Below are 26641 nucleotides of genomic sequence, written 5' to 3' on the forward strand. Positions count from 1 at the left end.
TCGAAAAATTCCTTGCCGAATGCAGCCATTTTAAAAAGAGCCCTTAGATTAGCTTAGGGCTCTTTGCTTTTACACTCTTTTTATTTTTTAAGCATCCAGTGGATTTTTACCTAAAAAAGCTTGCAACATCCAAATTGTTTTATCTACGCCAGATTTGTAGCCAATCAACAAATCTTGTGTTGAATCATCCCCTGCTTCTCCAGTAAGATTAATCCCTTTTTGCAATCTTTCGTCAATGATTTTATAATCTAAAATAGTTGAACTAACCATTTCTTCAGCCGTTTCTTTTCCGTCATACGGAGCTTCTTTAATAGTAGAGAATTCTAAAAACTCTCCTAGAGTTGCATAAGGTTTGCCACCAATTGCAATCAAACGTTCAGCTAATTCATCGAATTGCCCGGTTACTTCATCATAAAGTTCTTCAAATTTCTCATGTAAGGTAAAGAAATGAGGTCCTTTCACATAAAAATGATGTTGATACAATTTGATATTAAAGACACCATATGTTGCGACTAGTTCATTTAATAGTTCTTGTACTTCTGTTTGTTTTGCCATTAGTTCATTCCTCCTGTTTTTTAATTGTTTTATTTATCAACTTATATTTATTATAATCTAAGAAAGTTTTATAGTCTAGTAAATTGATTTAATTTGATAGAATTCTTTTATGCGTTAATCCAGTAAACAAATCTTACTTTTCAGCATTTTACAATAGAATGCTGTTAATTTGATAAGAAAAGAATTCCTAACATCGCATTTCATGATTATATGTGCTAGAATGGTTTAGCATATATAAAAGAATAGGGGTAACTAAATTAAATGATTACAGTAACTAATGTAAGTTTACAATTTTCAGATAGAAAATTGTTCGATGACGTAAATATAAAATTCATTCCCGGCAATTGTTATGGTCTCATTGGTGCAAATGGTGCAGGTAAGTCTACTTTCTTAAAAATACTAGCTGGTGAGATCCAACCTTCAACTGGTAATATTTCTATGGGTCCTGATGAACGCTTGACTACTTTAAGTCAAAATCACTATGGCTTTGAAGATCACACTGTTTTAGAAACAGTTATTATGGGGCATACGCGTTTATACGAAATTATGAAAGAAAAAGATGCTGTCTATATGAAAGCTGACTTCACTGATGCAGATGGTATTTTAGCTGCTGAACTAGAAGGCGAATTTGCTGAATTAGACGGTTGGGAAGCTGAACCTCAAGCAGCAGTTATGCTTCAAGGTTTAGGTATTACAGAAGATATGCTTGATAAAAAAATGAGCGAATTAACAGAAGGTTTGAAAGTTAAAGTCTTGTTAGCGCAAGCTTTATTTGGCAAACCAGATGTTCTTCTATTGGATGAGCCTACCAATGGTTTAGACAAACAATCCATCGAATGGTTAGAAGAATTCTTAATTGATTTCCCGAATACCGTTATTGTGGTTTCTCATGACCGTCACTTCTTAAACAAAGTTTGTACTCACATGGCTGACGTTGACTTTAGTAAAATCAAGTTATATGTTGGAAACTATGATTTCTGGTTAGAATCAAGCCAACTAGCTTCTAAATTACAAGGCAATGTAAATGCTAAAAAAGAAGAGCAAATCAAAGAACTACAAGCCTTTATTGCTCGATTCAGCGCAAATGCGTCTAAATCTAAACAAGCAACGTCTCGTAAAAAGATGTTAGAAAAAATTACGTTAGATGACATTCAACCTTCTTCTCGTCGTTATCCATTCGTTGGATTTACTCCTGATCGTGAAATCGGAAATGACTTGCTGCGTGTTGAAAATGTTTCTAAAACGATCGATGGCAAAAAAATATTAGATAATGTTACTTTCATTTTGAATAAAGACGATAAAGTGGCCTTTACCAGTAAGAATGATATTGCCATTACAGTTTTATTTAAAATATTGATGGGCGAAATGGAACCTGATACTGGTTCAGTCAAATGGGGAGTAACCACTTCTCAGTCTTATTTACCAAAAGATACAACTGACGAATTTGCCGATGAAAAATTAACTGTTGTGGATTGGTTACGTCAATTCGCTTCTGCTGAAGAAAATGACAATACCTTCTTACGTAGTTTCTTAGGTCGTATGTTATTCTCTGGAGAAGATGTTTTAAAAGAAGTATCTGTCCTTTCCGGTGGAGAAAAAGTTCGTTGTATGTTATCTAAAATGATGTTGAGCAAATCAAATGTTTTAGTAATGGACGACCCAACAAATCACTTGGACTTAGAATCTATTACAGCTTTAAATGATGGTTTAATTGCTTTCAAGGGTTCAATTTTATTTGGATCACATGACCACCAATTTATCCAAACTATCGCAAACCGTATTATTGAAATTTCTCCAAATGGAGTAGTAGACCGTGCTGAAACGACTTATGATGACTTCTTAGATAATAAGGCTGTTAAAGAACAAATTGCTGCTTTATATGCTGACTAATTAAAATTATGTAAAAAAAGGCTGTCATGATTCCATTTAAATGGAATCATGACAGCCTTTTTAGTTTCAATAGGTTTATTCAATACCTTTTATCTTTCTAGACATGAAACTATTACTCATCTACCATTACTTCACCCATCACTTTATTTCTGCCTTGGTTTTTGGCCATGTATAAACAGCGGTCTGCCAGTCGGTATAATTTCTTCATATCTTTATTTTGATCAGATGCTGCCAATCCAATTGAGACAGTTATCTTGATCCTCGTTCCATTTTCTAATAAAAATTCTTTATCGGCTACACTAGATCTAATATTATCGGCTATATTTTTTTGTTCAGCATAAGACAGATCATTTAAAATCAAACAAAATTCCTCGCCACCTACACGGTAAACGAGTTCATTATCATGAGCTCCAACTTTCAAGATTGTTGCCACTTGTCGCAAAATAAAATCTCCATTTGCATGACCGTAGCTATCATTGATCCATTTAAAATAATCAATATCAACCATCATTAACGCAGTTTTTGCGATTGTTTGATCTCCTTCAATTTTTCGCCATTTCTTATTGAACGCTCTCATATTATACAATCCGGTCAAAAAATCCATTTTTGCATGTTCTTTCTCATTTAAGTACAAAGAACGACTTTTTAGTAAATCTTCAATAAATACTGTTGCAAGAATACCTACAAGACTAGAGAGCACTAAAAAAATACTATAAATAAGGATATAGACTAAAAAACTATCGTATAAAACATATGAATTCAACGCAATAAGGACAACACAGATAGCATTGAGAATTAATAAAACAACATATTTATTGTTAAATTGTTTTACTAGCTTACGGCATACTAATGGCAATAGGAAGCCCAGAATGATATACATGATTGCCGTTCGAATCGATGCTGGATCGACTCCGAATGTCAAACGCAGTAGTGAAATCAGAATAGCTGTAGGAATAGCCACTTTTTGACCAACATAATAAACTAATAAGATTAATATAATTTGCCTCAGATCTATTATAGCTCCTTTAGGCAAATCAACTGCAAACAGCATCAATAAAAAACTTGTTAAACTAGCGAAACCAATCATTAATAGTTGTTGCTTCACGGTTAGTGTATAAACTTTTTTCTTTGGAATCAGTTTAACGAATATGTAAGATGCTGTACTAAGAATCGATATATTCGCAATGATGCTTAATAAAACAGATGTCAGCATAGCCAGCACCTCCAATCAATTAGTTAGTGTAAATAAATATAGATGAACCATCTCGTTTTCTGCTAGTGACGTTATTGCAGAGACTTTGAAGGTTTGCCAAAATGATACCCTTGTTGTAGAAATATACCTTGCTCATTAAACGTTTCACTTATTTGTTGATTTTCAATTCCTTCTATAACAAAATCAAGCTCATAATCTTCTGCAATTTTTTGCCACGCACCTAAGAAAAGATGCATTGTTTCTTCTTTCAAGTTTTTCTTATTGCATTTTACGATTGAGAATTTAATTTGCTTCAAATAGGAAGTATATTTCAAAACTTCATCTAATGAATTCTTTCCTGAACCTACATCGTCCAGTGCAATATCATATCCTTTTTCTTTGATTGAAGTAAAGATAGATTGCAAGCGTTGTTCGATTATTGAAGAATTCATATTTTCAATTGAAGCAACAAATAGCGGAACATCTTCTGTTATTTCGATAATCAATTGTTCAGCGTATGGTTGGAGTTTGGTAAAAAAAGCATGCGTTTCTGGATAAAATAATTGCTTTGGCGCAAAATTGATAGAAAATATTACTGTGGGAAATGACTGCACCAGTTGTTCCAATTCTTTTTGAAACCAGTTTAAATAAAGACTGTGTTCTTCTTTATTATAAATGATTTCCTCCATTCTCTGAGCTGGATAAAATGGGTTTGCCTCATTATTTCTTAATAAAATTTCATACCCAATAATTCGATTGTCTTGCATATCGACTTTAGGTTGGAAGTAAAGTTGAAACTCGTTCATTAAAAACCCTCCCTTAATACTACTACAATCGGTCATTTATGTATAAAAATAAGACCTGAGTAAATACTTTCTAGTATTAGGCTAACCATTCTTCGTCAAAAAATAAAATCAGCTGATTATACTTTTTTATATAAAAACACCTTCGACGTTTATACTGATTTCCAGTACACCCTCTCGAAGGCGCTTATGTTAGTTAGATTTTTGAAGAGTTTATCTTATTTTCTAGCTTTACGTACTTTTAATGTTTTTCCTTTAATCGTGCGCGTTTGCATCTCTTGTATCACTAAAGGACCTTTTCCATTTAAGATATCAATATACGTGACATTTTCTTGAATCGTAATGATTCCAATGTCATCCGCATTAATACCTGGAATTTTAGCAATGGTTCCTACAAAATCGACTGCACGCATTTTTTTCTTTTTACCACCATTAAAATAAACTTTAGTGATATCACGATTAAGTTCTTTTGAACGCACTTGTTTCAAAGGTGGACGTTCTTGTAATTTTTTTCCAAAAGAAGTTTTATGACTTTGAACTAATCGCGTAGTTGGCAAAGAAACTTCAATAACTGTTTGTCCAGCATAAGCTTTAACTTCATTCCACCATTTTTCTTCTTTAGGTGTAACAAGTGTTAACGCCATTCCAGTTTTTCCGGCTCTTCCTGTTCGTCCTGTACGATGCACAAAGCTTTCTTTTTCTACCGGCACGTCAAAGTTGACTACGTGTGTAACATTTTCAATATCGATTCCTCTTGCAGCAACATCTGTAGCTACTAAATAACGGAATCTTCCTTGTCTAAAGTCATCCATTACAGAAAAACGATCTTCTTGAACCATACCGCCATGAATTTTATCAATTGGCAAGCCTGCTTTGTTTAAGAATGTGTATAAGTTGTTGACAGCTTCTTGTGTATTACAAAAAATCATACATGAATCTGCGTTTTCCACAGTTAATAAATCAAGCAGTTGTTGTTCTTTCTTGTCTTCTTGTACCTTGACACTTGATTGAATAATTTTAGGTTTTGATAACTCAGTTGTCTCGATGACAATAGATTGTTTATCCTGTTTCATGTAAAAACTAGCTATACGCTCAATTTCTTTTGGCATAGTTGCTGAGAAAAGTAAGGTTTGACGTTCTGCAGGTAAAAAATTAATAATTGCTTCTACTTGGTCTGCGAAGCCCATATTTAACATTTCATCCGCTTCATCTAAGACTAAACAGTCAATTTTTTCTACTTTGAAAGTTCCTTTTTGCAAATGGTCTAATACACGACCAGGTGTACCTACAACAATATGGCTTTTTTGTTTTAATTCAGATTTTTGAGTATCGAATGAAGCTTTACCATATACTGCAGTAGCTTTCACTCTCTTTAGACGACCAATATTCATTAAATCTTCTTTTACTTGAATCGCTAGTTCTCTAGTTGGTACTAAAACAAGTACTTGAGGTTTGTTTTCTTCCCAATCAACGGTTTCGCATAACGGTACTCCATAACTAACGGTTTTCCCGCTTCCTGTTTGAGACTCTACAATGACATCTTTTCCTTCTAATGCTAATGGGATCACTTCTTCTTGAACTTTAGTGGGATGAAAATAGCGCAGGCTTGTTAGTGCTGTAACGATTTCATCACTGATTGCAAATTCTTTAAACGTTTTATTTTTATTCATAATAACCTCTTTCAATTGTCCATTTCTTTTAGTATAACAGCATATTCACAAAAATACCGCCATTGAAAGGATATTTTAATAAAAATGCCTAAATAACTAACAGACTGTTCAAACTTTGTCTTCTTTCATTTTTATTCAGTAATATAAGAAATGAATCAAACGTGTTATACTACTATACGAAATGAGTGAATCAGCTTTTTTTCATAAGTTAGTTCATTCCTATTATTGGAGGTATTATATTGAAAACTATTCTTGTATTGCATACTGGTGGAACCATCTCAATGAGTGAGGACCAAACAACTGGAAAAGTTTCTCCTAGTTCAGAAAACCCTTTGAAAAAACGGAGTCATTTATTTGATAAGTTGGCTAATATGATCGTAGAAGATTTTTTACATTTGCCCTCCCCACACATAACACCTAAAGAAATGCTCCTTATAAAAAACCGTATTGAAAAAGCCATCGCTAATCACGAAGCAGATGCTGTTGTGATTACTCATGGAACAGATACATTAGAAGAAACTGCTTATTTCTTAGATCTGACACTTAAAACGTCCATTCCAATCGTTGTAACAGGAGCTATGCGCTCAATCAACGAAATTGGTTCAGATGGATTATATAATTTTCAAAGTGCCATTTGGGTAGCTTTATCTGATGAAGCCAAAGAAAAAGGTGTCTTAGTCGTAATGAATGATGAAATTCATACTGCTCGTTATGTCACCAAAACACATACAAGTAATGTAGCTACATTCCGTACACCAACATTTGGTCCAATTGGGTTGATTTCAAAAAACGAGGTGCTATTTTTCCAAAAGTTAATTGAAGAAGACGTTTATTCTATCAACAATGTAGCTAAAAATGTCTATTTGCTTAAAGTGTATGCGGGTATGGATGGTACATTATTTGACGCTCTAAATCAACCAACAACTGACGGACTTGTTATTGAAGCATTAGGCGCTGGAAACTTGCCACCTACTGCTTTGCCTGCTCTTAAAAGTCTATTGGCCAATCATATCCCTGTAGTACTTGTATCGCGTTCGTTTAATGGTATTGCACAAGATGTTTATGATTACGTTGGTGGCGGAAAACGACTAAAAGAAGATGGCGTTATTTTTACAAATGGCCTATCCGGTCCGAAAGCTCGTATCAAATTACAAGTTGTATTGAGTCAAGATACTTTGACTCGTTCACTAGAAGACTATTTTTAATCTGATTCAAAAAAAACCGTTCATTTGATTAAATGAACGGTTTTTTTCAATGAATTTATTTAGACAATTTTTTTCCAAACGATGCTTGCTTCACAGTTCGTAATGTCTTCTGTCCCAATACGATGAGCAGTAATCACTTCATTGTCTTGCGTTTTTGTTAAGCTCATTTCACTGTGAATCAATTGGCCATAGTGAACTTCTTTTTCAAACTTGATCGTCATCGTTTCTATTTCATGAGTTGTAAGAAATTCAAAATCCAATGTATCGATAGCCCACTCAATGTATTTAGAGTTATTCACATGTCGATTGCTGTCAATATCAAGGTACCTAACAGGATAGTCTTTAGAAATTATGTTTTCTTCATCGACTTTTACAGGCTTTGGAGTACGGATTAGTTTTTTAGAAAATTCTGATTCATATGGTGCAACAATTTCAGCCGGTACGCGAGCCATTTTCCGTTCTTGTACATTCATTAATGCAAAGGTACTATTAACGGTCACGCATAAGTTGCCTTGGGTATCGTATACTTTAAACGTCCGATAACAAAACAGCTTATTGTAAGAAGTTGCCTGTGTCGTGATTTTGATTGATTCATAAAAAGCAGGCATACGCTCGACTTTAACTTCGTATTGAAGAATAATCCAAGCTAATCCTTTCTCAGCTAAAACTTCATCTCCTACACCTAAAATATAGCTTTGTTCACCGGATACATGCAGCATAATATTTAATAACATAGAAAGCGTCATTTTTTGAGTTGTATCACACTCGTAGTATTTAATTTGATGTTCTTTTTCATATATTTTTCCACTCATCCAAAATCCTCATTTCTTTATGACCTTTTCGCTTTAAGAATAGCATATATTTATTAAAAAATTCTGAAAAAATAGTTTGTTTTGCTTCTTTTAATCAGATAAAAAGGTCTAAGACAATTGTCTCAGACCTTTTCATCACATCTTTTTCAGTAATTTAGCTTGAGTTGAATACAACTGATAATACAAGCCTTTTTGAGCAATTAATTCATTGTGGCTGCCTGATTCTTGAATTTTTTTATCCGCAATATAAAAAATTCGCGAACTATTTTTAATAGTTGACAGTCTGTGGGCAATAATAAATGCCGTTCTACCTTCGAGTAAGCGGTCCAAACCTTCTTGCACTAATATTTCAGTTTGGGTATCAATACTGGACGTTGCTTCATCTAATATCAATACTTTTGGATCTGCTAACAGAGTACGTGCAAATGAAATCAATTGCCGTTGTCCGGCAGACAAGGTACTTCCACGTTCTTTAACAACTGTCCGGTAGCCATCTTTTAAACTGATAATAAAATCATGAGCTCGAACTATTTTTGCAGCTCGGATAATCTCTTCTTCCGTGGCATCTAATTTACCTAAACGAATGTTTTCCATAATGGTACCCGAAAAGATAAACGTATCTTGCAACATGATTCCAATTTCATTTCGTAAAGAGTTTAATGTTACTTTTCGAATGTCAATTCCGTCTACCAAAATCTCGCCTTCATCTACATCGTAAAAACGAGTCATTAAATTAATAATCGTCGATTTACCTGCACCAGTCGGACCTACTAATGCAATCGTCTCACCGGAGCGGACTTGGAAAGAAAGATCTTCAAAAATCGGCTGATCTTTTTTATATCCAAATGTCACATCATTAAAAACGACATATCCTTGTATAGGAGGCAATTCAAAAGCATTAGGAGCATCTTGTATCTCTGGTTCAATGTCTAAAACTTCAAAAATACGTTCCAAGTAAACCATACCGGTTACTAAACTGTTATAAAAATTACCAATATTGATCATTGGATTCCAAAAGTTATTAACATAACCAATAAAAGCTATTAAAACACCGGTAGAAACATCTATACCGACATCAAGATTACTTAAACCAACAAAATAAATAATCGCTATCGTGATTGCGGCGATATTTTGGATAAATGGAGCCAATAAAAATTGGATTTTTACTGCATGCATCCAAGAGGTTCGTTGGTCTTCACTAACTTCTGCAAAAATATTTCTATTCACATTTTCTCTTGTATAAGATTGAGTAACTTTTATTCCGGCTACACTTTCATGAATATAGGCATTCAAACTTGCTTGTTTGCTGCTGACCTCTTCATACGCTTTGCGTTGTTTATTTTGAATCACAATCGTTACAATAAATAAGATTGGCAATAAAATAAAGCTATAAAGTGTCAACCGAACATCCATGGCAAACATAATGGCTAACGTAACGACTAAACTCATTACGTCAGATAATACGTTTATTAACCCATTTGATAATAAATCACTCAATGAGTTAATGTAGTTTACAACACGCGTAACAATTTTCCCATGTGGACGACTGTCAAAAAATGAGAATGGCAGTTTTTGTAAATGAACGAAGATATCCGTACGCATATCTTTCAAAACATTCTGTCCTAATAAGGTTATATTTTTTATCCGGTATCTTGAAGACCATCCGCCAAATAACTGAGCTAATGAAAACAAAACAATAATCCACGTTAATTGTGTTGTGTCTTTATTTGGAATGCTTTCATCAATAATAATACTCGTAAAATAAGGGCCAATGACCAAAACAAAATTGGATACTAAAATCGCAAAAAAGAGTTTTAAAAACCCATTTTTGTAAGGTGCCAGATATTTCCCTACTCTTCTAATAAGATGAGCATTTTTTTGGTTATTCTTTTCTTCAATTGTTGAGTTAGTCTGCTCCATTCGTTTCCACCTCCTCTTCATCAGATTGACCTAATTGTTTCTGATAAATTCTATAGTAGTAACCTTTTTTATCTAATAAAGAAGCATGGTTCCCTCTTTCTATTATTTCACCTTTAGACATAATAATAATCTCATCAGCTGTTTTTACAGAAGATATTCGATTGGCAATAATAAACGTTGTTTTTTCTTTCATTAATTCGCCTAATCCTTGTTGGATCTTAACTTCTGTTTCCATATCCACAGCAGAAGTCGTATCATCTAAAATAAGAATAGAAGGGTCTTTCATTAAGCCTCTTGCTAAAGAAATCCTTTGCTTTTGTCCACCAGATAATCCACTGCCTCGCTCACCTAAATAAGTATTGTATTGATCAGGCATGCGCTGAATAAAGGGATCAGCATCTGCCACTCGTGCACTTTTTTGCACACTCTCAAGATCTGCTTCAGGGTTTCCAAATGAAATGTTTTTTTGGATTGAATCTGAAAATAGAAAGACATCTTGCATAACAATAGCAATGTGACTTCTTAGTTCCCTTACATTCCATTTTTTTGCATCAATTCCATCGATTAAAACTTTTCCTTCCGTTGGATCAAAGAAACGTGAAATCAAATTAACCAAAGTCGATTTTCCTGACCCCGTTTCTCCTAAGATTCCAATAGTCATACCAGGCTTAGCTTTCAATGAAATATGGCTTAAGATAGGCGTTTCAGGATCATCCTCAAATGAGAATGATACGTCTTGAAATTCAACAATTCCTTGAATGGTTTTTACTGATTCTTTTTCTTCAATTGGAATCATCGGTTTAGCAGCTAACAATTCTCTAATTTTATAAGAAGACGCAATGAACCGTTGCAAATCGTTTACATACCAACCAACGTTACGCATCGGTAAGTTTAACATCCAGATAAAGCCATTAAAAGTGACTAAATCTCCTAAACTCATTGAACCGTCGATGACTAGAAATCCACCATAACCTACCGTAATAACCGATAAAAATCCAGCTAGCGTTTCTAAAGGGGGCAAATAGGTTCTTGTGACATTGGCAGAATCCATATTGCGTTGTTTGTAGTCATCATTGAATTTATCAAATTTTTCTTTTTCATAATCTTCTATAGCAAAAGCTTTGATAACCTTATTTCCACTTACGTTCTCTTCAACCATTGAATTTAATCTCGAAAAACTTTCACGGATTTCATAGTAAACAGCATTTGCTTTGCCGGATAACAAGACAGTTAATAATCCGATAAACGGTGTAACAATCAACAAAGCTAACATTAAACGCCATTCTATAAATCCCATCACTAAAATAGCTGATACTAATAACAACAGATTGTCTAAGACATTATACGATAGCCATGAAATCGCATGTCGAATAGCATCTGTATCGCCAGACATACGAGCCATAATGTCTCCTACTCGTGTATTGTTAAAAAAAGCAAAATCTAATTCTTGAAGTTTTTTATACATACTTTCTCTCATTTGGTAGATAGCATCTTGACCTATTTGTTCGAACATAATTTGGTACACATATCTCAATACCGTCCTTAATATGGTTGCTCCTATCATTAAGGCTAACAAAGGGATAAGCAAATTTTTCTGCTCATCAACAATTACTCTATCAACGATTTCACCACCAATCAGCGGTGAAACAACATTTAATAACGCAACTATAATGACCATGATGGTTCCCACCAGAGTCTTCACCTTATTTGATTTGATATATTGTGAAACCCATTTTATGCTACTCATACAACAATGCCTCCTTATCTTACATTTAAAATTTGTTTGGCTATTCATTAAAACATAGTCGCTTCAACTAGTTTTATTTCTTCCATTCTTTTGGATAGTCCTATCTAAACTGTTAATTTTAATCTCCTATACAGTATATTTGATTCATAAAATGAATACACGTATTCTGCTCATGATCCTAGTTCTTCCATAAAAATCTCATTTAAAATTTATACCGTTTTTAATGTTCAACTATCTAAAAAAAGATGGGTATGGAACAAAATGTCCAAGGCCCATCTTTTTTATTACTATTAAGTTCGTGTTCCTAATCCTTAGAGTAACTTGGTTTCTTTTTTATTGGGAAAAATGTTTTTTCACGAATATCAAAATACTGCTCTTTAAATGGATGATTTGAATCTGCATTCCAAGGTTTCGCATGTCCGCAGAAATGAATAACTGCTGGATTTTCTCTTGCTTCATCCCATTTTAATTGACCTTGAATTGTTGGATGTTCTACTTCTTGCAACATCATATAGGTTTGTGCATTCCAACGTGGATCAAGTTCTAACCATCTATCATGTAAGATAGCATTTAATGCATCTTGATCATGAAATCTTAATTTTTCAGGGTTATTTTCAATGAAAGCTAAAACTTGTTCGGTTATTTTCTCTTCACGCCATTTTTCTAAATCCATTACCATAAGGCCTGAATTAAAGTAAAGATCCGTTTCGCTTTCAATGCCCATCTTTTCTAGACGGTTATGGAATCCAGCATCTTCAACGGCACCAAGCAATTTATCACCTAAATCCACTTCCCAAAGGCCTTCAATATCTTCTAAAGAAATCATATCACAATCCATATAAATGGCACGTTTAGTTTCCTTTAATAGATTCGGAATTGAAATACGGTAGTAAGCCGTTTGTGGGATACGGTCACTCTCTACTGCGCCTGCGAACTCGGTAGGATCAATTGTGACATAACTGATTCTTGCATCGTACTCTCCCACTGTACGATTTAATAAAAATTTTGAATGGAGTGAAATATTGTCATCAATTACATAAAAATGAAAAGTTGTATGTGTTTGTTTTGTTGTTAAAAGTGAGCGAAACAGCGTTGCCAAGTGTGGAACAAACGCTTCATTGCTCGACGATACAATTGAGATACTTCTTTGTTCAACCATTGGTAATTCCTCCTTAAATTTGCTGTTGTTCTTATCCTAACTCATCCAAAATAAGAAAAGGTAAGATATCCTTTTATTTAGAAGGACATTCCTTCTAATCCTTTAAGATTTCTAGTTGACTGCATCCTTCTTTGATACTTCATCACTAAAAGGAGTTTTGCTTAATTCTGCCAAATATTTCTCGGCATAAGGATGGTACTCATCTGAGTTCCATGGTTTATCATGTCCAGTAAAGTGAATAATAGATGGTTGGCGAATCGCTTCTTTGTATGACTTTGCATATTCCTCATTTGGGGGTTGGTGTCTTTCAAATACTAAAGAAGTTTGCACATTCCATTTTGGATGAAGTCCGTACCACTTCTCGTAAAGCGTTCCATTTAAGGCATCTTGATCATGATAGATGATTTTATCCATCTGTTTTTCAAGAAACGATAACGTTTTTTCAGTAATTTGCGCTTTGCGCCAGTTGTCTAAATCAATCAACAGTAAGCCTGAATTAAAATAATAATCCTCTGTTTCGATACCTAACCTAGGATGAACGACCGCTTGTCCAGGATCAATAACGGCACCTACTACTTTATCTCCTATGTCCGTTTCATACAGTTTAGAAATATCCTCTAGTACTAAGACATCGCTGTCGATATACACTACTTTTTCATAGTTTTTATCTTTTAACAAATCTGGTAACGATATTCTATAGTACGCTGTTTGTGTGATATGATCACTTTCCATTACATCCGCATACAATTCTGAATCGACTTCCAAATAGTCAATTGTAGCAGTATGATTGGAAATAACTTTTGCTAATTTTTTTTTGCTGTCTGCTGAAATATGATCATCAATAATGTAAAAAGCTACATCATAAGCACTAGACAGATGATCTAAAATTGTTTTTAGGGTCACACTTAGGTAAGGGGCGTAATTATTATCTGCCGCACTTACAATTGGAATAAGCTTTCTTTCTCCCATTTCAAACCATCCTTTCTATCTTTTGTTAAAAAATAATTAAAATTTAATTAAGATTTGAATTATCTCTATACAAAATTCTACCTCTTTATTTTATTTTTTTCAAACGATACGCCTTGATATAACAGCATTTACTTTAAAAAGAAAAGAAAAACGCTACTTTTCAAGCACTTAAACCTCATACCCACTTGCTTACACTCCTTATAGTTAAATGAATTATAGACTTTAGACCCATAGAATTTTTTTGAAATTCATGTATACTAAAAATGAAATCAAAAACAACTAAAAGGACTCATATTGATTAAAAATCGAAAATAGAGGTAGTTTAACTAACTTTTTTTGATGACTAAAAAGTAAAGAGATGAAGGTCTTATAATGAAAATTTATCTTATGTTAACTGATACAAATACCGTTCTGTCTAAAACGATTAAATTATATACAAAAGCAACTTATAATCATGCTTCTATTGCACTGGAACCTACTTTGCTAAAACCCTATAGTTTTGGTCGCAAATATACACATAATCCCTTTTTAGGCGGCTTTATAGAAGAAGATTTAACTCGTCCCTATTTTTTAAGAGCTCAATGCGCTATTTATTGTTGCGAAATTTCTGAACAGCAATATGAATCACTCGTTGAACTGCTCTCTTTTTATAATCAAACTAAAGACATTTATCGTTATAATTTAATTGGCCTAATCACTTTAGCTTTGAATATTGATTTTGATCGAAGAGATTCTTTCTTTTGTTCACAATTTGTCGCATCCGTTCTCAGTGAAAGTGGTATTTATACATTTGAAAAAGAACCTCATTTTATTACCCCTGAAGATTTAAGCCAAGTCCCCATATTTGTACCTATTTATGCTGGCTCTTTGTTGGGCTATTTACAGACAGTTGCTCAAGAACAATCTAAACCGCAATTATTATTATCATAAAATAGTGTGGATGCTTCAATAAATTCTTATGAACTAGCCGGATTTTCTTGTAAGAGCCCTGGTACCGTCTTAAGCCTAAAGATTTAAGATTTTTCAAGCCTCAAACACAGCCTAATCGCTAAAGCGTTAAAGCTGTGTCATTCTCATTGAATACCTCACCAGGCTATAAGCAATCCTATTCCTCCAGAATGTTAAGCAGGAACTAAATTCATTTATCCACACTAAAAAGTATAGAGCCAAAAGAAGCTGTGTAGCTTCTTTTGGCTCTAACTGTTATTTATATAAATCATCTCCATCAAAGGATCGTTGCTTCTCTTTTTACATTTTGATCGCAGCTTGGCTACCTTCTGATGATTTTGTTACTTCAATATGGACCGGTATCCTTGTTTTTAATTCCTCAACATGAGAAATAATACCTACTAATCGACCTCTTTGATTTAATTCAAACAATGTTTCAATAGCGCTATCTAATGACTCTGCATCTAACGTCCCAAAACCTTCATCAATAAATAATGTATCCACACTAACTCCGCCACTGTGATTTTGAATAACATCACTCAATCCTAAAGCAAGTGCGAGAGAGGCTTTGAAACTTTCTCCGCCAGACAATGTCTTCACACTTCTTTTCATACCCGTGTAATTATCAAATACATCTAGATCTAAGCCTTTTGGACCTGCCCCTTTTGTTTTTTCTTTATTTCGAATAAGCACATACCGATCAATGGTCATTTGAGTAAATCGTGTATTGGCTGCTTCTATGATTTCTTCAAAATAAATACCCAGAACATAGCGTTCAAAAGAAATATAATCGGTTTCTTTTGAGCCATTAGCCATTTCTGACAATTCCTTGTACATTAAATATTCTTCTTGTTGTCCTTTTTTCGCATGATAGTTGAATTGAATTTGTGAAAGAATGGATTGGACCGTTTTTTCCGTTCCAATTAACTCACGCAGTTGTTCTTTAAATGCAGTGCTTTCTAATTCTATTGCTTGATTCTTTGTTTGATAGGTTTCAATCGATTGTTCGGCTCCTTCTTTAGCAAGATTCCCTTTTTTCTCTAACATACTGGTTTGATTCGTCCACATTTTCTTATCAAAAGCTGCTATTTCATCGATCAACTGCAGCTTAGCTTCTTTTCCCACTAAATATTTTTCAAAACTCTCATCCAATTGACTTTCACTTAACTTCTGAGCAAAGACTTCTTTTACATCTGTCTCACGTTCCATTAATGTACTCAATTGTTTTTCATAAGCTTTTGTACTCGTCTGGTACTGTGTTTGCGCTTTTTCTAATCTAACTTTCTTTTCTTGTGCCTCGCTGTATTCTTCTTCTATACGAGTGATTTCATTTATTTTTTCACTAATTTCTATTTGTATAGCCGATAGGTCCGTTAGCGTTAACTTCGTTTGCAACGTATCGATTTCTATCTTCAATTCAATGATACGCTTTGTATTGTATTGAACAGCCGATGCAAGTTGTTGCATTTTTGCTTCATTTTCACTTACTTGTCGTGCTGTATCACGTTTTTCCTTTTCAGCCTGCTCTTCTTTAGCAATATTTTTTTGCAAAGCTTTTAGTTCTCCGGTCAATTTCTCTTGCTTCATAGTTTCTTCAGATATCCGTTGTTCAATTTTGCTTTGTTCATCCTGTAATGCAGTAGACTGAATACCCAATTGCTTTTCATTTGATTGAATGGCTTCACTCAATCCTTGCAGTTCAATGGAAATCCGGTCAAATTGCTTACCAATTTCATTTTTATTTGCTTCTAATTCTTCCAGGATTTCTTTTGAAACCGTATCTTGACCCAGTTTTGCAGGAGAAGGATGATGGAGCGAACCGCAAACAGAACAGGCTTGTTCTTTTTTTAATTCACTAGCTAGTATCCCAGCAATATTTCGGTTATAGATTAGTCGTTGTTCTTGATAATGGCTTTCTACTTGCTTAAATTTAGATTCTATTTCATGAAATTCTTTTTGTTTAGCAGCTCTTTTTGTTAAATAACCACTGAACACTAGTAAAACTTCTTGCTGCCTTTTTGTTTCATGTTGGTCTTGTTGAAGTTTGCTTGTCTCACGTTGCTTTTCCATGATGCTGGTTTTAGCTTGTTGGATTTCTTGCAATGTGCGCTCTTGTTTCTCCAACTGTTCTTTACCAATAAAGACTTGATTTTCCAACTGTTTGATAGCTTGTTGTTTCGCATCATTTTCTTGCTCCAGCTCACCAATAGCCTTTTCTTTAGTAGTTTTTTCGCTGAGTTGTTTTTCTTGCTCCTTCAAGCTTATTAACGCTTCTCGCTTATTCGGCAATTCTTTGTAGGCAACTTGTAAACTGTGATACATTTTTTCTGTTTCTAGTAAACACTCTGCTGTTTCAGTCAGCTGTTTTTGTTCTTTGGTTAGTTCTAGTTCAATAGCTTGTTTTTCATTAGCGATGCGTTCTACTTGTTGTTTGGTTTCAAAACATTCTTCAGCTTGTTTAGCTAACGATAGTCCCAAACGTTTCGCCTCAATGAGTTCTGCATTGCTTCCCAAAATTTCTTTTTCTTCTTCAAGAATTTCTAAAGCTACTAGCAAATCAATCTTTCGCTGATTATTATGAGACAACGTGTCTAATGTTGCTAATTCTTTTTCAAGTAACTGAATCTTTGCTTTGTAACTTTCAACTAATCGAGTCAATTCTTCCATGATGGTTGGGATGTCATATAAAAGGATAGCTTCTCTGAGTATTTCATTGCTATTTTCAGGAATCATTCCGACAAATTGTTGCAAAGTACTTTCACTTTGATCCATTCCTTGTTTTAAATTACTGGCTTTATCTTTTAATAAGGATTGCAAGTCTTTGATCGTATCCGTTTGGAAAATATTCCGAAAAATCTTTTCTTTATCGGCACTGTTGGATTCCAACATCTTTTTAAACTCACCTTGAGGCAACATAACAATTTGTTTAAATTGCTCATACGATAAAGAAAGCAATTCTTGGATTTCTTTATTGGCTTCACTAATTTTAGTCGTAACCGTTCCATTGTGATGAAATTCAACCTCTGAGGACCATTTTTTTAATTTCCCATTTTTTCCGGGTCCAATTTGAACGGGACTTCTTTTTATGAAATAATTTCTGCCCGCTATTTCAAACTCTAGCTCGACAAAACACAACACCTCATCTGAAGCAAATTGCGATTTAAAGGAATCTTTCCCCCGACTTGTACCACTGGCATCATCGTATAAAGCATAGGCAATCGCATCAAAGATTGTGGTCTTTCCTGCTCCCGTGGGTCCACTCACAAGAAAAAGGGTTTGTTGCTGAAATTGAGTAAAATCAATCACGACTTTTTCTTTGTAAGGGCCAAAAGCATTCATCACTAATTTTAAAGGTCTCATCTTATTCGCCTCTTTCCATTTGATGCAACAGACTGTCAATAATCTCTTTTCGTTCAGTCGTCAATTCTTTTTCTTTGTAATGAGCGTAAAAGTCCGCAAAAATATCTTGGATTGATAATTTTTTCAATTGTTCTTGATGCATAGCTGAAGAACTTTCTTCGCGTTCTTTCTTAGCCGTATACTCCAGACCCATGGCATTTGGATAACGACGACGCAATTGATTCATTGCATCCATAACAAAATTTTCGTCTAGTAGTTCAAAAAAGACATAGTCCTCAGATTTCTGTTCCATTATGTTGTCAAACAACCCTTTTATGACTCTCATATCTCTTTTAGGCTGGATATAAATGGGTTCGATTTCAACATGATTTTTTTCTAACGTCACTAAAGATAGTTGTTTTTTATGGACAGCTTCTGATTTTGAATATTTCATTATCGACCCACTGTAACGTATCCGGTCGTGTTTTACTTTTTGAGCTTTATGCAAATGTCCCAATGCAACATAATCAAATGCCTCAAATAATTCAACACTAACATATTCGGCTGTTCCAATACTAAGCGGCCTTTCTGAGTCGGTTGTTTCAGAAGTATCATTGCTCAAATTAATGACGTATCCATGTGCAATTAAAACATTGATTTCTGTTGGATCCATTTCTTTTTTTATGGCTTCAATCTGCACTCTAGCAGCATCTTCTAAACTTTTAATGGACTCATCTTGTAGCAGTTCCCGAATATAGGCATAGTCTGCGAAAGGCATTAAATAAAAATTGACTCCTTTAATGGTTACTTTTCGTGTCTTTTCTTTTACGGTTCCTTCAATGTATAACTGATTGGTCGCTAATAAATCCGCCCCATATTCTACCCGTTCATTGCTATCATGGTTACCTGCTATCACCAATACGGGGACGTTAACTTCTTGAACCAGTCTTGTCAATACCTTATTGGCTAAGGCAACAGCCTCTTTTGACGGCATGGCCCGGTCATATAAATCTCCAGCCATAATCACAGCATCTACTTTTACTGTTTTTAATTTTTCTATGAGTTGATCAAGAAAATAGTCTTGGTCTTCTAACATCGACAGTTCATTGACAATTTTCCCAATGTGCCAGTCTGCTGTATGTAATAATCGCATAAGTACTCTCCTTTATAATCCTCTATTGCTTCTAGTATACTACGAATAATTCGTTGAAAACACCAACTGTTGAAACTAAAACCAACTCTCTTTTTAATTGTTTTATTTGCTAGCTAAAAAAACATTCCAACTTATGCTATGCTTGTATTAATCAATTGATAGGAATGAGGTAAGATCATGCAAACAAATTTTGACTTATACGAACATCAAGCTCAATACTATGAAACAGACCAGATGGGAATCATCCACCATTCAAATTATATTCGGTGGTTTGAAGAAGCCAGAACCAATTTATTGGATCAATTGGGTTTTGGTTATGATCAAATGGAAAAACTGGGGATTATCATTCCTGTTTTAGCAATCACGTGTACGTATAAATCGATGGTTTACTACAATGACCGTGTCTTCATTATTCCTAAGATTGAAGAGTTTAACGGTATTCGTTTGACTATTTCCTATAGGATAATAGATAAAGCTACCGGTGTATTGCGAACTACTGGGGAAAGTAAACATTGCTTCTTAGATAAAACTAATCGTCCTATTTCATTGAAAAAAGAACAGACAAAAATGTATGATTTATTCAACGATTATTTGGGAATCGATTTATCAAAATAAGTTTCAGCAATTAGTAAAAACCAAAAAGACAAAGTAAGCTGTCTTTTTGGTTTATTTTTTATCAGTCAGTTATTTCAGTAATTAGTTTTTGAACAGGTATGTCAAACGACTCAATTGGAAATCCAGCGGTTAGTTGTTTCGAATAAATAAGAGCAGCTGTGTGGTTAGGAAAGTCGGTTAAAAAGCGATCATAATACCCTCCACCAAACCCGATTCGAAAACCTTTCGTATCAAAAACCAACCCGGGTACCAATACTAAATCAATTTCTGTTTTACTCACTTCTTTTGTCTCTTGAGTTTTAGGTTCGATGAGGTTATAGAAGCCTTTTTCTAGTTGTTCTAAACTAGTGAAATCATAAAATATCATTGCCTTAGTTTGTGGAACACACTTTGGTGCACAAACAATTTTTCCTTCTTGCCATGCTCGTTCAATAACACCTAACGTATTCCATTCAAATCCTTGAGAAAGTGTGACCCCAACACGCTTGGCTGCTTTCCACTCCTCGGATTTAAATAAGTTTTCTTCTAACTTTTTTTCAATAGCCACTTTTTCTTCCGAAGAAATATTTTTCAAGAAAGAAATCATCTTCTGACGCAAAAAAGGTTTAGTCATTTCTTCTGTCATTGGTTGTCCTTCTTTTCCCAGTCTTAAAGCTTTATTGGCTTGATGATTTGTATAGCAGACTGATTTTTTGATAAACGTTCGTTGCGAGAATTGTCCCTTTTTCTAGCAACAGGTCAGCTTTTAGGTTTAAAGCTTCTTTTTTTTGCCTATTTTTCATCGAAGCTGTATTGATGTAAACACTCAAACTAGCACCTTCTAAAGCAGCTTTACAAAAAACAATGCCCGTTCCCGCATCCGCAATCAACATTTTATTGCCTATTTTTGACATCTGTTCCAGCAGTTCAATTGCTCTTAAGGCCTTTTCCATTATTTCAATTGGGACAACTGAAGCGCCTACTAAAGCTTCTTCTATGACTTTTTCTTTGTAGTTTATTTCAGCTGGTGTTGATTTAGGCAGCTTATACGCTTGTGCTAAAGGATAAAAAGCATCTGCGTCTTTTTGAATTAACCCTTCCAAGCACCATTTTATTTGTTCTAGCTCTTCAACAATCGTCTCAACTTCCGATTCAACCGCTTGATATTTTTTCTTTCCCAGTGTGAAATTTCCAACCATACTACCTAAAGAGGAGCCTAATGCAGCCACTAATGCTGCGGCACCACCTGCTCCAGGAGTAGATTGTTTTGCGGATAAATCTGTTAAAAACTGCTCAATGGTTTGTTCTTTCATTGTCTTAACCTTCTTTCTTTAATCTATAAAGAAATTAAAATAATCCAATAACTCTTCCATCAGCCAGAACATCAATAGATTCGGCTGCTGGTACTTTAGGTAACCCTGGCATCGTCATGATATCTCCAGTTAAAACTACAATAAACCCTGCCCCAGCTGATACTTTTACTTTTTTTATTGTAACGGTAAAATCTTCTGGACGGCCTAATTTATTTTTATCATCTGAAAACGAATATTGCGTTTTCGCCATACAGATAGGCATATTCCCAAATCCAAGCGCTTCTAAATTGGCGATTTCTTTTTTCACTCCAGGTGCTAATACGATTCCTTCGCCACCATACACTTTTTGTACAACTTTAGTCATTTTATCCACTAATGAATCCTCTAATTCATACGCGTAAGTTAACGTGCTCTCTTGATCTGCTAGCTCGACAACTGCTCTAGCTAAATCTTGTCCGCCATTCCCGCCATTTTCCCAGACATCTGATAAAACGACCCGAACACCCATCGCTAGGCACTTTTCTTCTACTAAAGCTAATTCTTCAGCCGTATCTGTGGGGAACTTATTAATGGCTACAACAGTTGGCATTCCAAATACCGTTTGCATATTTTCAATATGCTTTATTAAGTTAGGCAACCCTTCTTCAAGAGCTAAAAGGTTCTCTTTCTTCAGTTCTTTTTTAGCCATCCCACCATGCATTTTCAATGCTCTAATTGTTGCGACAACAACGACTGCTGAGGGTTCCAATCCCGATAACCGGCATTTGATATCCATAAATTTTTCTGCCCCTAAGTCGGCACCAAAGCCGGCTTCAGTTACAACGTAGTCCGCGTATTTCAAAGCTAATTTAGTTGCTTTAATGCTATTGCAACCATGTGCTATGTTAGCAAATGGACCGCCATGAATAAAAGCAGGAGTATGTTCCAAAGTCTGAACTAAATTTGGTTTCAACGCATCTTTCAGTAAGGCTGCCATCGCCCCATGTGCCTTTAAGTCTCCGGCTGTAACGGGTTGCCCAGCAACGGTGTACCCTACAATAATTTTTTTCAACTTCTCTTTCATTTCATCCATATTCATAGACAAACATAAGATAGCCATAATTTCAGAAGCTACGGTAATATCAAATCCATCTTCGCGTGGAACACCATTTGTTTTGCCGTTTAAACCATCAACAATATAACGCAATTGACGATCATTCATGTCTACTACTCGCTTCCACGTAATGTTTCGTGTATCAATAGTTAAAGTATTTCCGTGATGAATATGATTATCTAACATAGCAGCTAACAAATTGTTTGCTGCACTAATCGCATGGAAATCACCTGTAAAATGCAGATTTAAGTCTTCCATCGGTACTACTTGAGCATATCCACCACCAGCTGCACCACCTTTCATACCAAATACTGGCCCTAATGAAGGTTCTCTTAAAGCAATGGCTGCTTTCTTACCTATTTTTTGAAGTCCATCTCCCAATCCCGCTACCGTAGTTGTTTTGCCTTCTCCAGCAGGTGTAGGCGTGATGGCCGTTACAAGAATCAATTTCCCGTCTTTTCTAGTATCCAAATCTGTAATTTCTGTTTCATTGATTTTAGCTTTGTATTTACCATATTGTTCAATAGCCTCATCATTAATGCCTAACTTTTTAGCTATCGCTACTATTGGTTCCATTTCAGCTTCTTGTGCAATCATGACATCTGTTTTATAGTCCAATTATATCCCTCCACTTTGTTTCAACTCAAATAATACTTACCCTTATATTACCATTTTTCTCGGTTGATTTTGTAGATTTATTCAAGTTGTTATTGAACATCCTTTTTTCTATAAAAAAGAGACGTTTTGCTTAAAAATAAGCTTAAACGCCTCTTCTTTACTTGCTTTTAATTTGTCTTTTTCAGAATATGTTTGTGGTAAATTTTATCCATGATAACTGCAATAGCGTTGTCGCCTGAAACATTTGCAGCTGTACCAAAACTATCTTGTGTCAAATAAAGTGTGATTAAAAGATTTCCCAGTACACCAGTCGGATCGATGCCAACCATCGTCATAAAAGGTAAAGCACTCATAATTCCCCCACCTGGTGCACCTGGTGCAGCCACCATTGCTACACCCAACATAGCAATAAAACCGGCCATCATTCCAAAGTGTACGGGCATATTGTACATCAACAATACTGCTGTCACGCATGAAACGACTGTCACAATACTTCCCAACAAATGGATGGTCGCACATAAAGGGATAATAAATTCACGAATTTGAGTGGATACCCCATTCTTTTTAGCAATCTCTAAGTTAACAGGGATAGTAGCCGCAGAGGATTGCGTTCCAACAGCCGTTACATAGCCTGGAATTTGATTTTTGATTAATGTGAACGGATTTTTCTTTGTATAGATTCCTGCAATAATAAAAAAGAGGGAAACAAGAATAAGCTGCACACTAATCACAACAATAAATACTTTCCAAAAAATTGCAAGTATTGAAAAAACACTTCCTGTATAACTCAAGTTGACAAAATTACCAAATATAAAAATAGGCAATCCTGGAATTATCAGTGAATTAAGTAATTTAGTAATGATTAGACTAAATTCACTAAAAAAGTTGTACATTGTTTCTCCTTTACCTTGACCTTTTAGCCAAGAAATACAAATGCCAAACATAAAAGAAAAAACAATAGCAGAAGTAACATCCATTAGGGGTTCTAAAGGAATTGAAAATAACGGTTCAAGACTTGCCTGCTCACCAATAACGGCTTTGCTTAAACTAGCATCTATAAACAAAGGAAATATATTAAACGCAACAACGTAAGCAATAACTCCAGCAATCAATGTTGACGAATAGGACATCAATGTGGTGATTCCCAGTAGCTTTCCAGCTCCTTGTGTCAAATCGGCAATCCCGATCACTACGAATCCAACAATCATTAATGGAATAATAAAACTTAGCAAACTGCTAAATAGAGCGGAAATCGTAACGGGTATCTCAATAATAAAATCTGGTAAAAAAGTCAACTGACCAAAAATAATACCTAAAACAATTGCTATTAGTAATTTGGTTACTAATCCTAATTTAATTTTTTTCATTTTTTCTCACTCCTTATATATAAAGAAAAATCTATCTTTTTAATAAATTCTTCCTTAACTATCCTAACACACTTTTTTATTTCTAACCATTTTTTAATCAAAAAAAAAGTGGTTAGTTGATTTGAAAATTATTCAACAAAAAAAAGGTCTGTAACTATTGGTGTTGATAAATGCATTGAAATAATTAGCTGGAATTTCTGGAGGAATAGGGTTGCTTGTAGCCGTGTAAAGGATTCAATGCGAATTACCGAGCGTTGACGCTTCAGCGATTACGTTTGGTTTGAAGCTTAAAAGTTTTAAGATTATGGTCTTTAAGCTTAAAATGCTCCCATGGCTTCACAAGTTACCCCGTCTATTCCACAAAAAAAAATAGCTGGCACAGATTCGGAACAATCCCGAACATCTGCCAGCTAATTCATTATTGATACTCTCTTTATTAGTATTGATTTATTTATTCTTCTTTCAGTATTCCATCTTCAATGCGGTAAACTCGGTCACAATATTTCAACATGCGTTTATCATGTGTAACCATGATGGCTGCTTTGTTACGCGATTTCACTTCTTTTGAAATCAATTGTACCACTTCATGTGCACGTGCTGTATCTAAATTAGCTGTTGGTTCATCTGCTAAAATAATATCTGGATTATTTACAAATGAACGAGCAATAGCGACACGTTGTCTTTCACCACCAGATAGTTCATTAGGATATTTTTTAAGTTTCATACCTAATCCCAAATCTTCTAATAATTCAGTGGCTATTTTTTTCATTTCTTCAGTGATAGCGCCTTTCATTTTTACGACTACCAACAGTTGATCTAATACTGTCAAATACGGTATCAAGTTCGCTGTTTGCAAGATGAATCCAATTTGTTCCAAACGTACATGTGCTAATTCTTTTTCATTTAAAGATGAAATAGCTTTATCTTTAATAAATACTTCTCCATCAGTTGGCTTCAATAAAGCTCCAGCAATAGATAAAAAAGTGCTTTTTCCTGAACCAGATGGCCCAATAATAGCCACGAATTCTCCTTTATCTACCGTCAGAGAAACCTGATCCAAAGCGATTGTTTCTCTTTCGCTATCTTTATAGCGTTTAGTTACATTTTCCAATTGAATACTAGCCATTATTCCACCCTCCCTAATGCTATTAGCGGATCGATTTTTGAAATTTTCATGACAGAAAATAACGAACTTAAAACACTTATTATTAGTAACACAATACTATAGATCACAACCATTGGAAGTTGCAAATTAAATGGCATTCCTTCAGGTAGTACTGCAGCCGTTAAATAGGTCAATCCAATTCCTACTAAAATGCTGACTGCTGATAAAATAAACACTTGAGAAATAACCGTTTTGATGACAAACCAGTTGCTTCCCCCAATAGCTTTTAATACACCAAACTGTTGCGTTTTTTGGTTAGTTAATACATAGAAGAACACGCCAATAATAAATGCTGAAATAATAATTAAAAACCACAGCATCATAGTGATTGTGCCGTTCTCAGCTGCATAACCTGGAACTGCATTTACCGCTTCATCTTTTGTGCCCATTTCGATTTCACCGACAGCTTCTTCTACTTTCTTTGTATCTACATCAGTTCCTTGAACTAAGATTCCGTTAACCGGATTTTCAATACCTGTATCTGAACCAGGTGCAGCATACTTCACCGCACGAAATTTGTCCATCTGCGTAAATATGACCGGTTGATGATTTAATGTTTGATTATGAACAAAACCTATAATTTCTACTTCTTCATTGGAACCATTGATTGCCAACACGTCACCTAAAGAAAAGCCATCTGCTTTCAGTGAATCATCTACAATCACACCGTTTAAATTGTTGCTAGTCAAATTTTCACCAGCATTAACCGTTGGCTCCATAAAAGATCCAGGCTGAATACCTGCTATAAGGACATCCGTTTTAGTGGCATTTTTTTCATCACTAGCTGCTGAACGGATAGAAGCAGAAACAGTCCCCATCGAAGCAACAGCATCTACGCCCTCTTGTTTTAGAATCTCTTTCTCGACAGATTCAGAAAGAATTGATTTTGAAAAACTAAAATCCGTTTCATCTTCAAAAACAGCATAATCTGCCTCTGAATATTTTAACGTTGAAGTTGCTAAATCAGATAATCCTGTTCCAAGACCAGATAATACAAACACTAGCCACGAAATAAAGACGATAATTAAACCAATCATCATAAATTTCCCTTTGGAATGCTTTAATTCTTTTAATGCTAAAAACATTTATCCTACCCCATTTCTTTGAATACTTATCTTTACAATAAGTA

At 34.7% G+C, this 26641-nt stretch carries 21 protein-coding genes; 4 read left to right on the top strand and 17 right to left on the bottom strand.

All coding sequences use genetic code 11. From position 1 onward, the window contains the following. Positions 1-87: 87 nt before the first annotated feature. Positions 88-555, bottom strand: coding sequence for a Dps family protein (locus CAT7_RS00915; RefSeq protein ID WP_007720964.1), 468 nt, complete (start codon positions 553-555; stop codon positions 88-90). A 261-nt stretch (positions 556-816) separates the two neighbouring features. Here CAT7_RS00915 and CAT7_RS00920 point away from each other — a divergent pair, with 261 nt between their 5' ends. After that, complete coding sequence (locus tag CAT7_RS00920; protein ID WP_007720965.1) at positions 817-2445, top strand: ABC-F family ATP-binding cassette domain-containing protein; 1629 nt, start codon at positions 817-819, stop codon at positions 2443-2445. Positions 2446-2557: 112 nt separating this feature from the next. Here CAT7_RS00920 and CAT7_RS00925 read toward each other — a convergent pair whose 3' ends face one another. From CAT7_RS00925 to CAT7_RS00935, 3 genes are all read right to left on the bottom strand, one after another. Then, a complete protein-coding gene (locus CAT7_RS00925) occupies positions 2558-3658 on the bottom strand; it encodes a GGDEF domain-containing protein (protein ID WP_007720967.1) in 1101 nt (366 codons plus the stop codon). A gap of 71 nt (positions 3659-3729) precedes the next feature. Next, on the bottom strand, positions 3730-4443 hold the full coding sequence (locus CAT7_RS00930) for an EAL domain-containing protein (RefSeq protein ID WP_007720969.1): 714 nt from the start codon (positions 4441-4443) through the stop codon (positions 3730-3732). A 215-nt stretch (positions 4444-4658) separates the two neighbouring features. Next, a complete protein-coding gene (locus CAT7_RS00935) occupies positions 4659-6110 on the bottom strand; it encodes a DEAD/DEAH box helicase (RefSeq protein ID WP_007720971.1) in 1452 nt (483 codons plus the stop codon). 239 nt (positions 6111-6349) lie between these two features. On the opposite strand from CAT7_RS00935, the gene CAT7_RS00940 reads away from it, so the two are divergent. Beyond that, positions 6350-7315, top strand: coding sequence for an asparaginase (locus CAT7_RS00940; protein WP_007720972.1), 966 nt, complete (start codon positions 6350-6352; stop codon positions 7313-7315). A 59-nt stretch (positions 7316-7374) separates the two neighbouring features. On the opposite strand, the gene CAT7_RS00945 is transcribed toward CAT7_RS00940, so the two are convergent. From CAT7_RS00945 to CAT7_RS00965, 5 genes are all read right to left on the bottom strand, one after another. Further along, positions 7375-8127 (bottom strand): acyl-[acyl-carrier-protein] thioesterase, encoded by a 753-nt coding sequence (locus CAT7_RS00945; protein WP_007720973.1) that lies wholly within the window; start codon positions 8125-8127, stop codon positions 7375-7377. 135 nt (positions 8128-8262) lie between these two features. Then, positions 8263-10047 carry an ABC transporter ATP-binding protein gene (locus CAT7_RS00950; protein WP_007720975.1) on the bottom strand — a complete coding sequence of 595 codons (1785 nt, stop codon included), beginning with the start codon at positions 10045-10047 and terminating at the stop codon, positions 8263-8265. Continuing rightward, a complete protein-coding gene (locus CAT7_RS00955; protein WP_007720982.1) occupies positions 10034-11794 on the bottom strand; it encodes an ABC transporter ATP-binding protein in 1761 nt (586 codons plus the stop codon). The genes CAT7_RS00950 and CAT7_RS00955 overlap by 14 nt, the downstream gene beginning before the upstream one ends. Before the next feature lie 304 nt (positions 11795-12098). Further along, positions 12099-12953, bottom strand: a complete 855-nt coding sequence (locus CAT7_RS00960; protein WP_007720984.1) for a glycosyltransferase family 8 protein — start codon at positions 12951-12953, stop codon at positions 12099-12101. Positions 12954-13064: 111 nt separating this feature from the next. Then, positions 13065-13922, bottom strand: a complete 858-nt coding sequence (locus CAT7_RS00965; protein ID WP_007720986.1) for a glycosyltransferase family 8 protein — start codon at positions 13920-13922, stop codon at positions 13065-13067. A gap of 372 nt (positions 13923-14294) precedes the next feature. On the opposite strand from CAT7_RS00965, the gene CAT7_RS00970 reads away from it, so the two are divergent. Then, on the top strand, positions 14295-14852 hold the full coding sequence (locus CAT7_RS00970; RefSeq protein WP_007720987.1) for a hypothetical protein: 558 nt from the start codon (positions 14295-14297) through the stop codon (positions 14850-14852). Positions 14853-15170: 318 nt separating this feature from the next. On the opposite strand, the gene CAT7_RS00975 is transcribed toward CAT7_RS00970, so the two are convergent. Together CAT7_RS00975 and CAT7_RS00980 are read right to left on the bottom strand one after the other, a co-directional pair. Then, entirely contained in the window at positions 15171-18230 is a 3060-nt protein-coding gene (locus CAT7_RS00975) for an SbcC/MukB-like Walker B domain-containing protein (RefSeq protein WP_007720989.1), read from the bottom strand. A 1-nt stretch (position 18231) separates the two neighbouring features. Further along, on the bottom strand, positions 18232-19362 hold the full coding sequence (locus CAT7_RS00980; RefSeq protein ID WP_007720990.1) for an exonuclease SbcCD subunit D: 1131 nt from the start codon (positions 19360-19362) through the stop codon (positions 18232-18234). Positions 19363-19539: 177 nt separating this feature from the next. Between CAT7_RS00980 and CAT7_RS00985 the strand changes: the two genes are divergently transcribed. Then, positions 19540-19977, top strand: coding sequence for an acyl-CoA thioesterase (locus tag CAT7_RS00985; protein WP_007720992.1), 438 nt, complete (start codon positions 19540-19542; stop codon positions 19975-19977). A 61-nt stretch (positions 19978-20038) separates the two neighbouring features. On the opposite strand, the gene CAT7_RS00990 is transcribed toward CAT7_RS00985, so the two are convergent. From CAT7_RS00990 to CAT7_RS01015, 6 genes are all read right to left on the bottom strand, one after another. Beyond that, positions 20039-20602 carry a 5-formyltetrahydrofolate cyclo-ligase gene (locus CAT7_RS00990; RefSeq protein WP_007720994.1) on the bottom strand — a complete coding sequence of 188 codons (564 nt, stop codon included), beginning with the start codon at positions 20600-20602 and terminating at the stop codon, positions 20039-20041. Positions 20603-20633: 31 nt separating this feature from the next. Then, on the bottom strand, positions 20634-21269 hold the full coding sequence (locus tag CAT7_RS00995) for a cyclodeaminase/cyclohydrolase family protein (protein WP_007720995.1): 636 nt from the start codon (positions 21267-21269) through the stop codon (positions 20634-20636). A gap of 34 nt (positions 21270-21303) precedes the next feature. Further along, positions 21304-22980: a formate--tetrahydrofolate ligase gene (locus CAT7_RS01000; RefSeq protein WP_007720997.1), complete on the bottom strand. Its 1677-nt coding sequence runs from the start codon at positions 22978-22980 to the stop codon at positions 21304-21306. Positions 22981-23147: 167 nt separating this feature from the next. After that, on the bottom strand, positions 23148-24347 hold the full coding sequence (locus CAT7_RS01005) for a dicarboxylate/amino acid:cation symporter (protein ID WP_007721005.1): 1200 nt from the start codon (positions 24345-24347) through the stop codon (positions 23148-23150). Positions 24348-24798: 451 nt separating this feature from the next. Then, the gene (locus CAT7_RS01010; RefSeq protein WP_007721007.1) at positions 24799-25473 is read right to left on the bottom strand and encodes an ABC transporter ATP-binding protein; all 675 of its coding nucleotides are present in this window, start codon (positions 25471-25473) and stop codon (positions 24799-24801) included. Continuing rightward, positions 25473-26597 carry an ABC transporter permease gene (locus CAT7_RS01015; RefSeq protein WP_007721009.1) on the bottom strand — a complete coding sequence of 375 codons (1125 nt, stop codon included), beginning with the start codon at positions 26595-26597 and terminating at the stop codon, positions 25473-25475. The genes CAT7_RS01010 and CAT7_RS01015 overlap by 1 nt, the downstream gene beginning before the upstream one ends. Positions 26598-26641: the final 44 nt, after the last annotated feature.

Origin of the sequence: Carnobacterium sp. AT7, assembly GCF_000171855.1 — a bacterium.
GTDB lineage: Bacteria > Bacillota > Bacilli > Lactobacillales > Carnobacteriaceae > Carnobacterium_B > Carnobacterium_B jeotgali.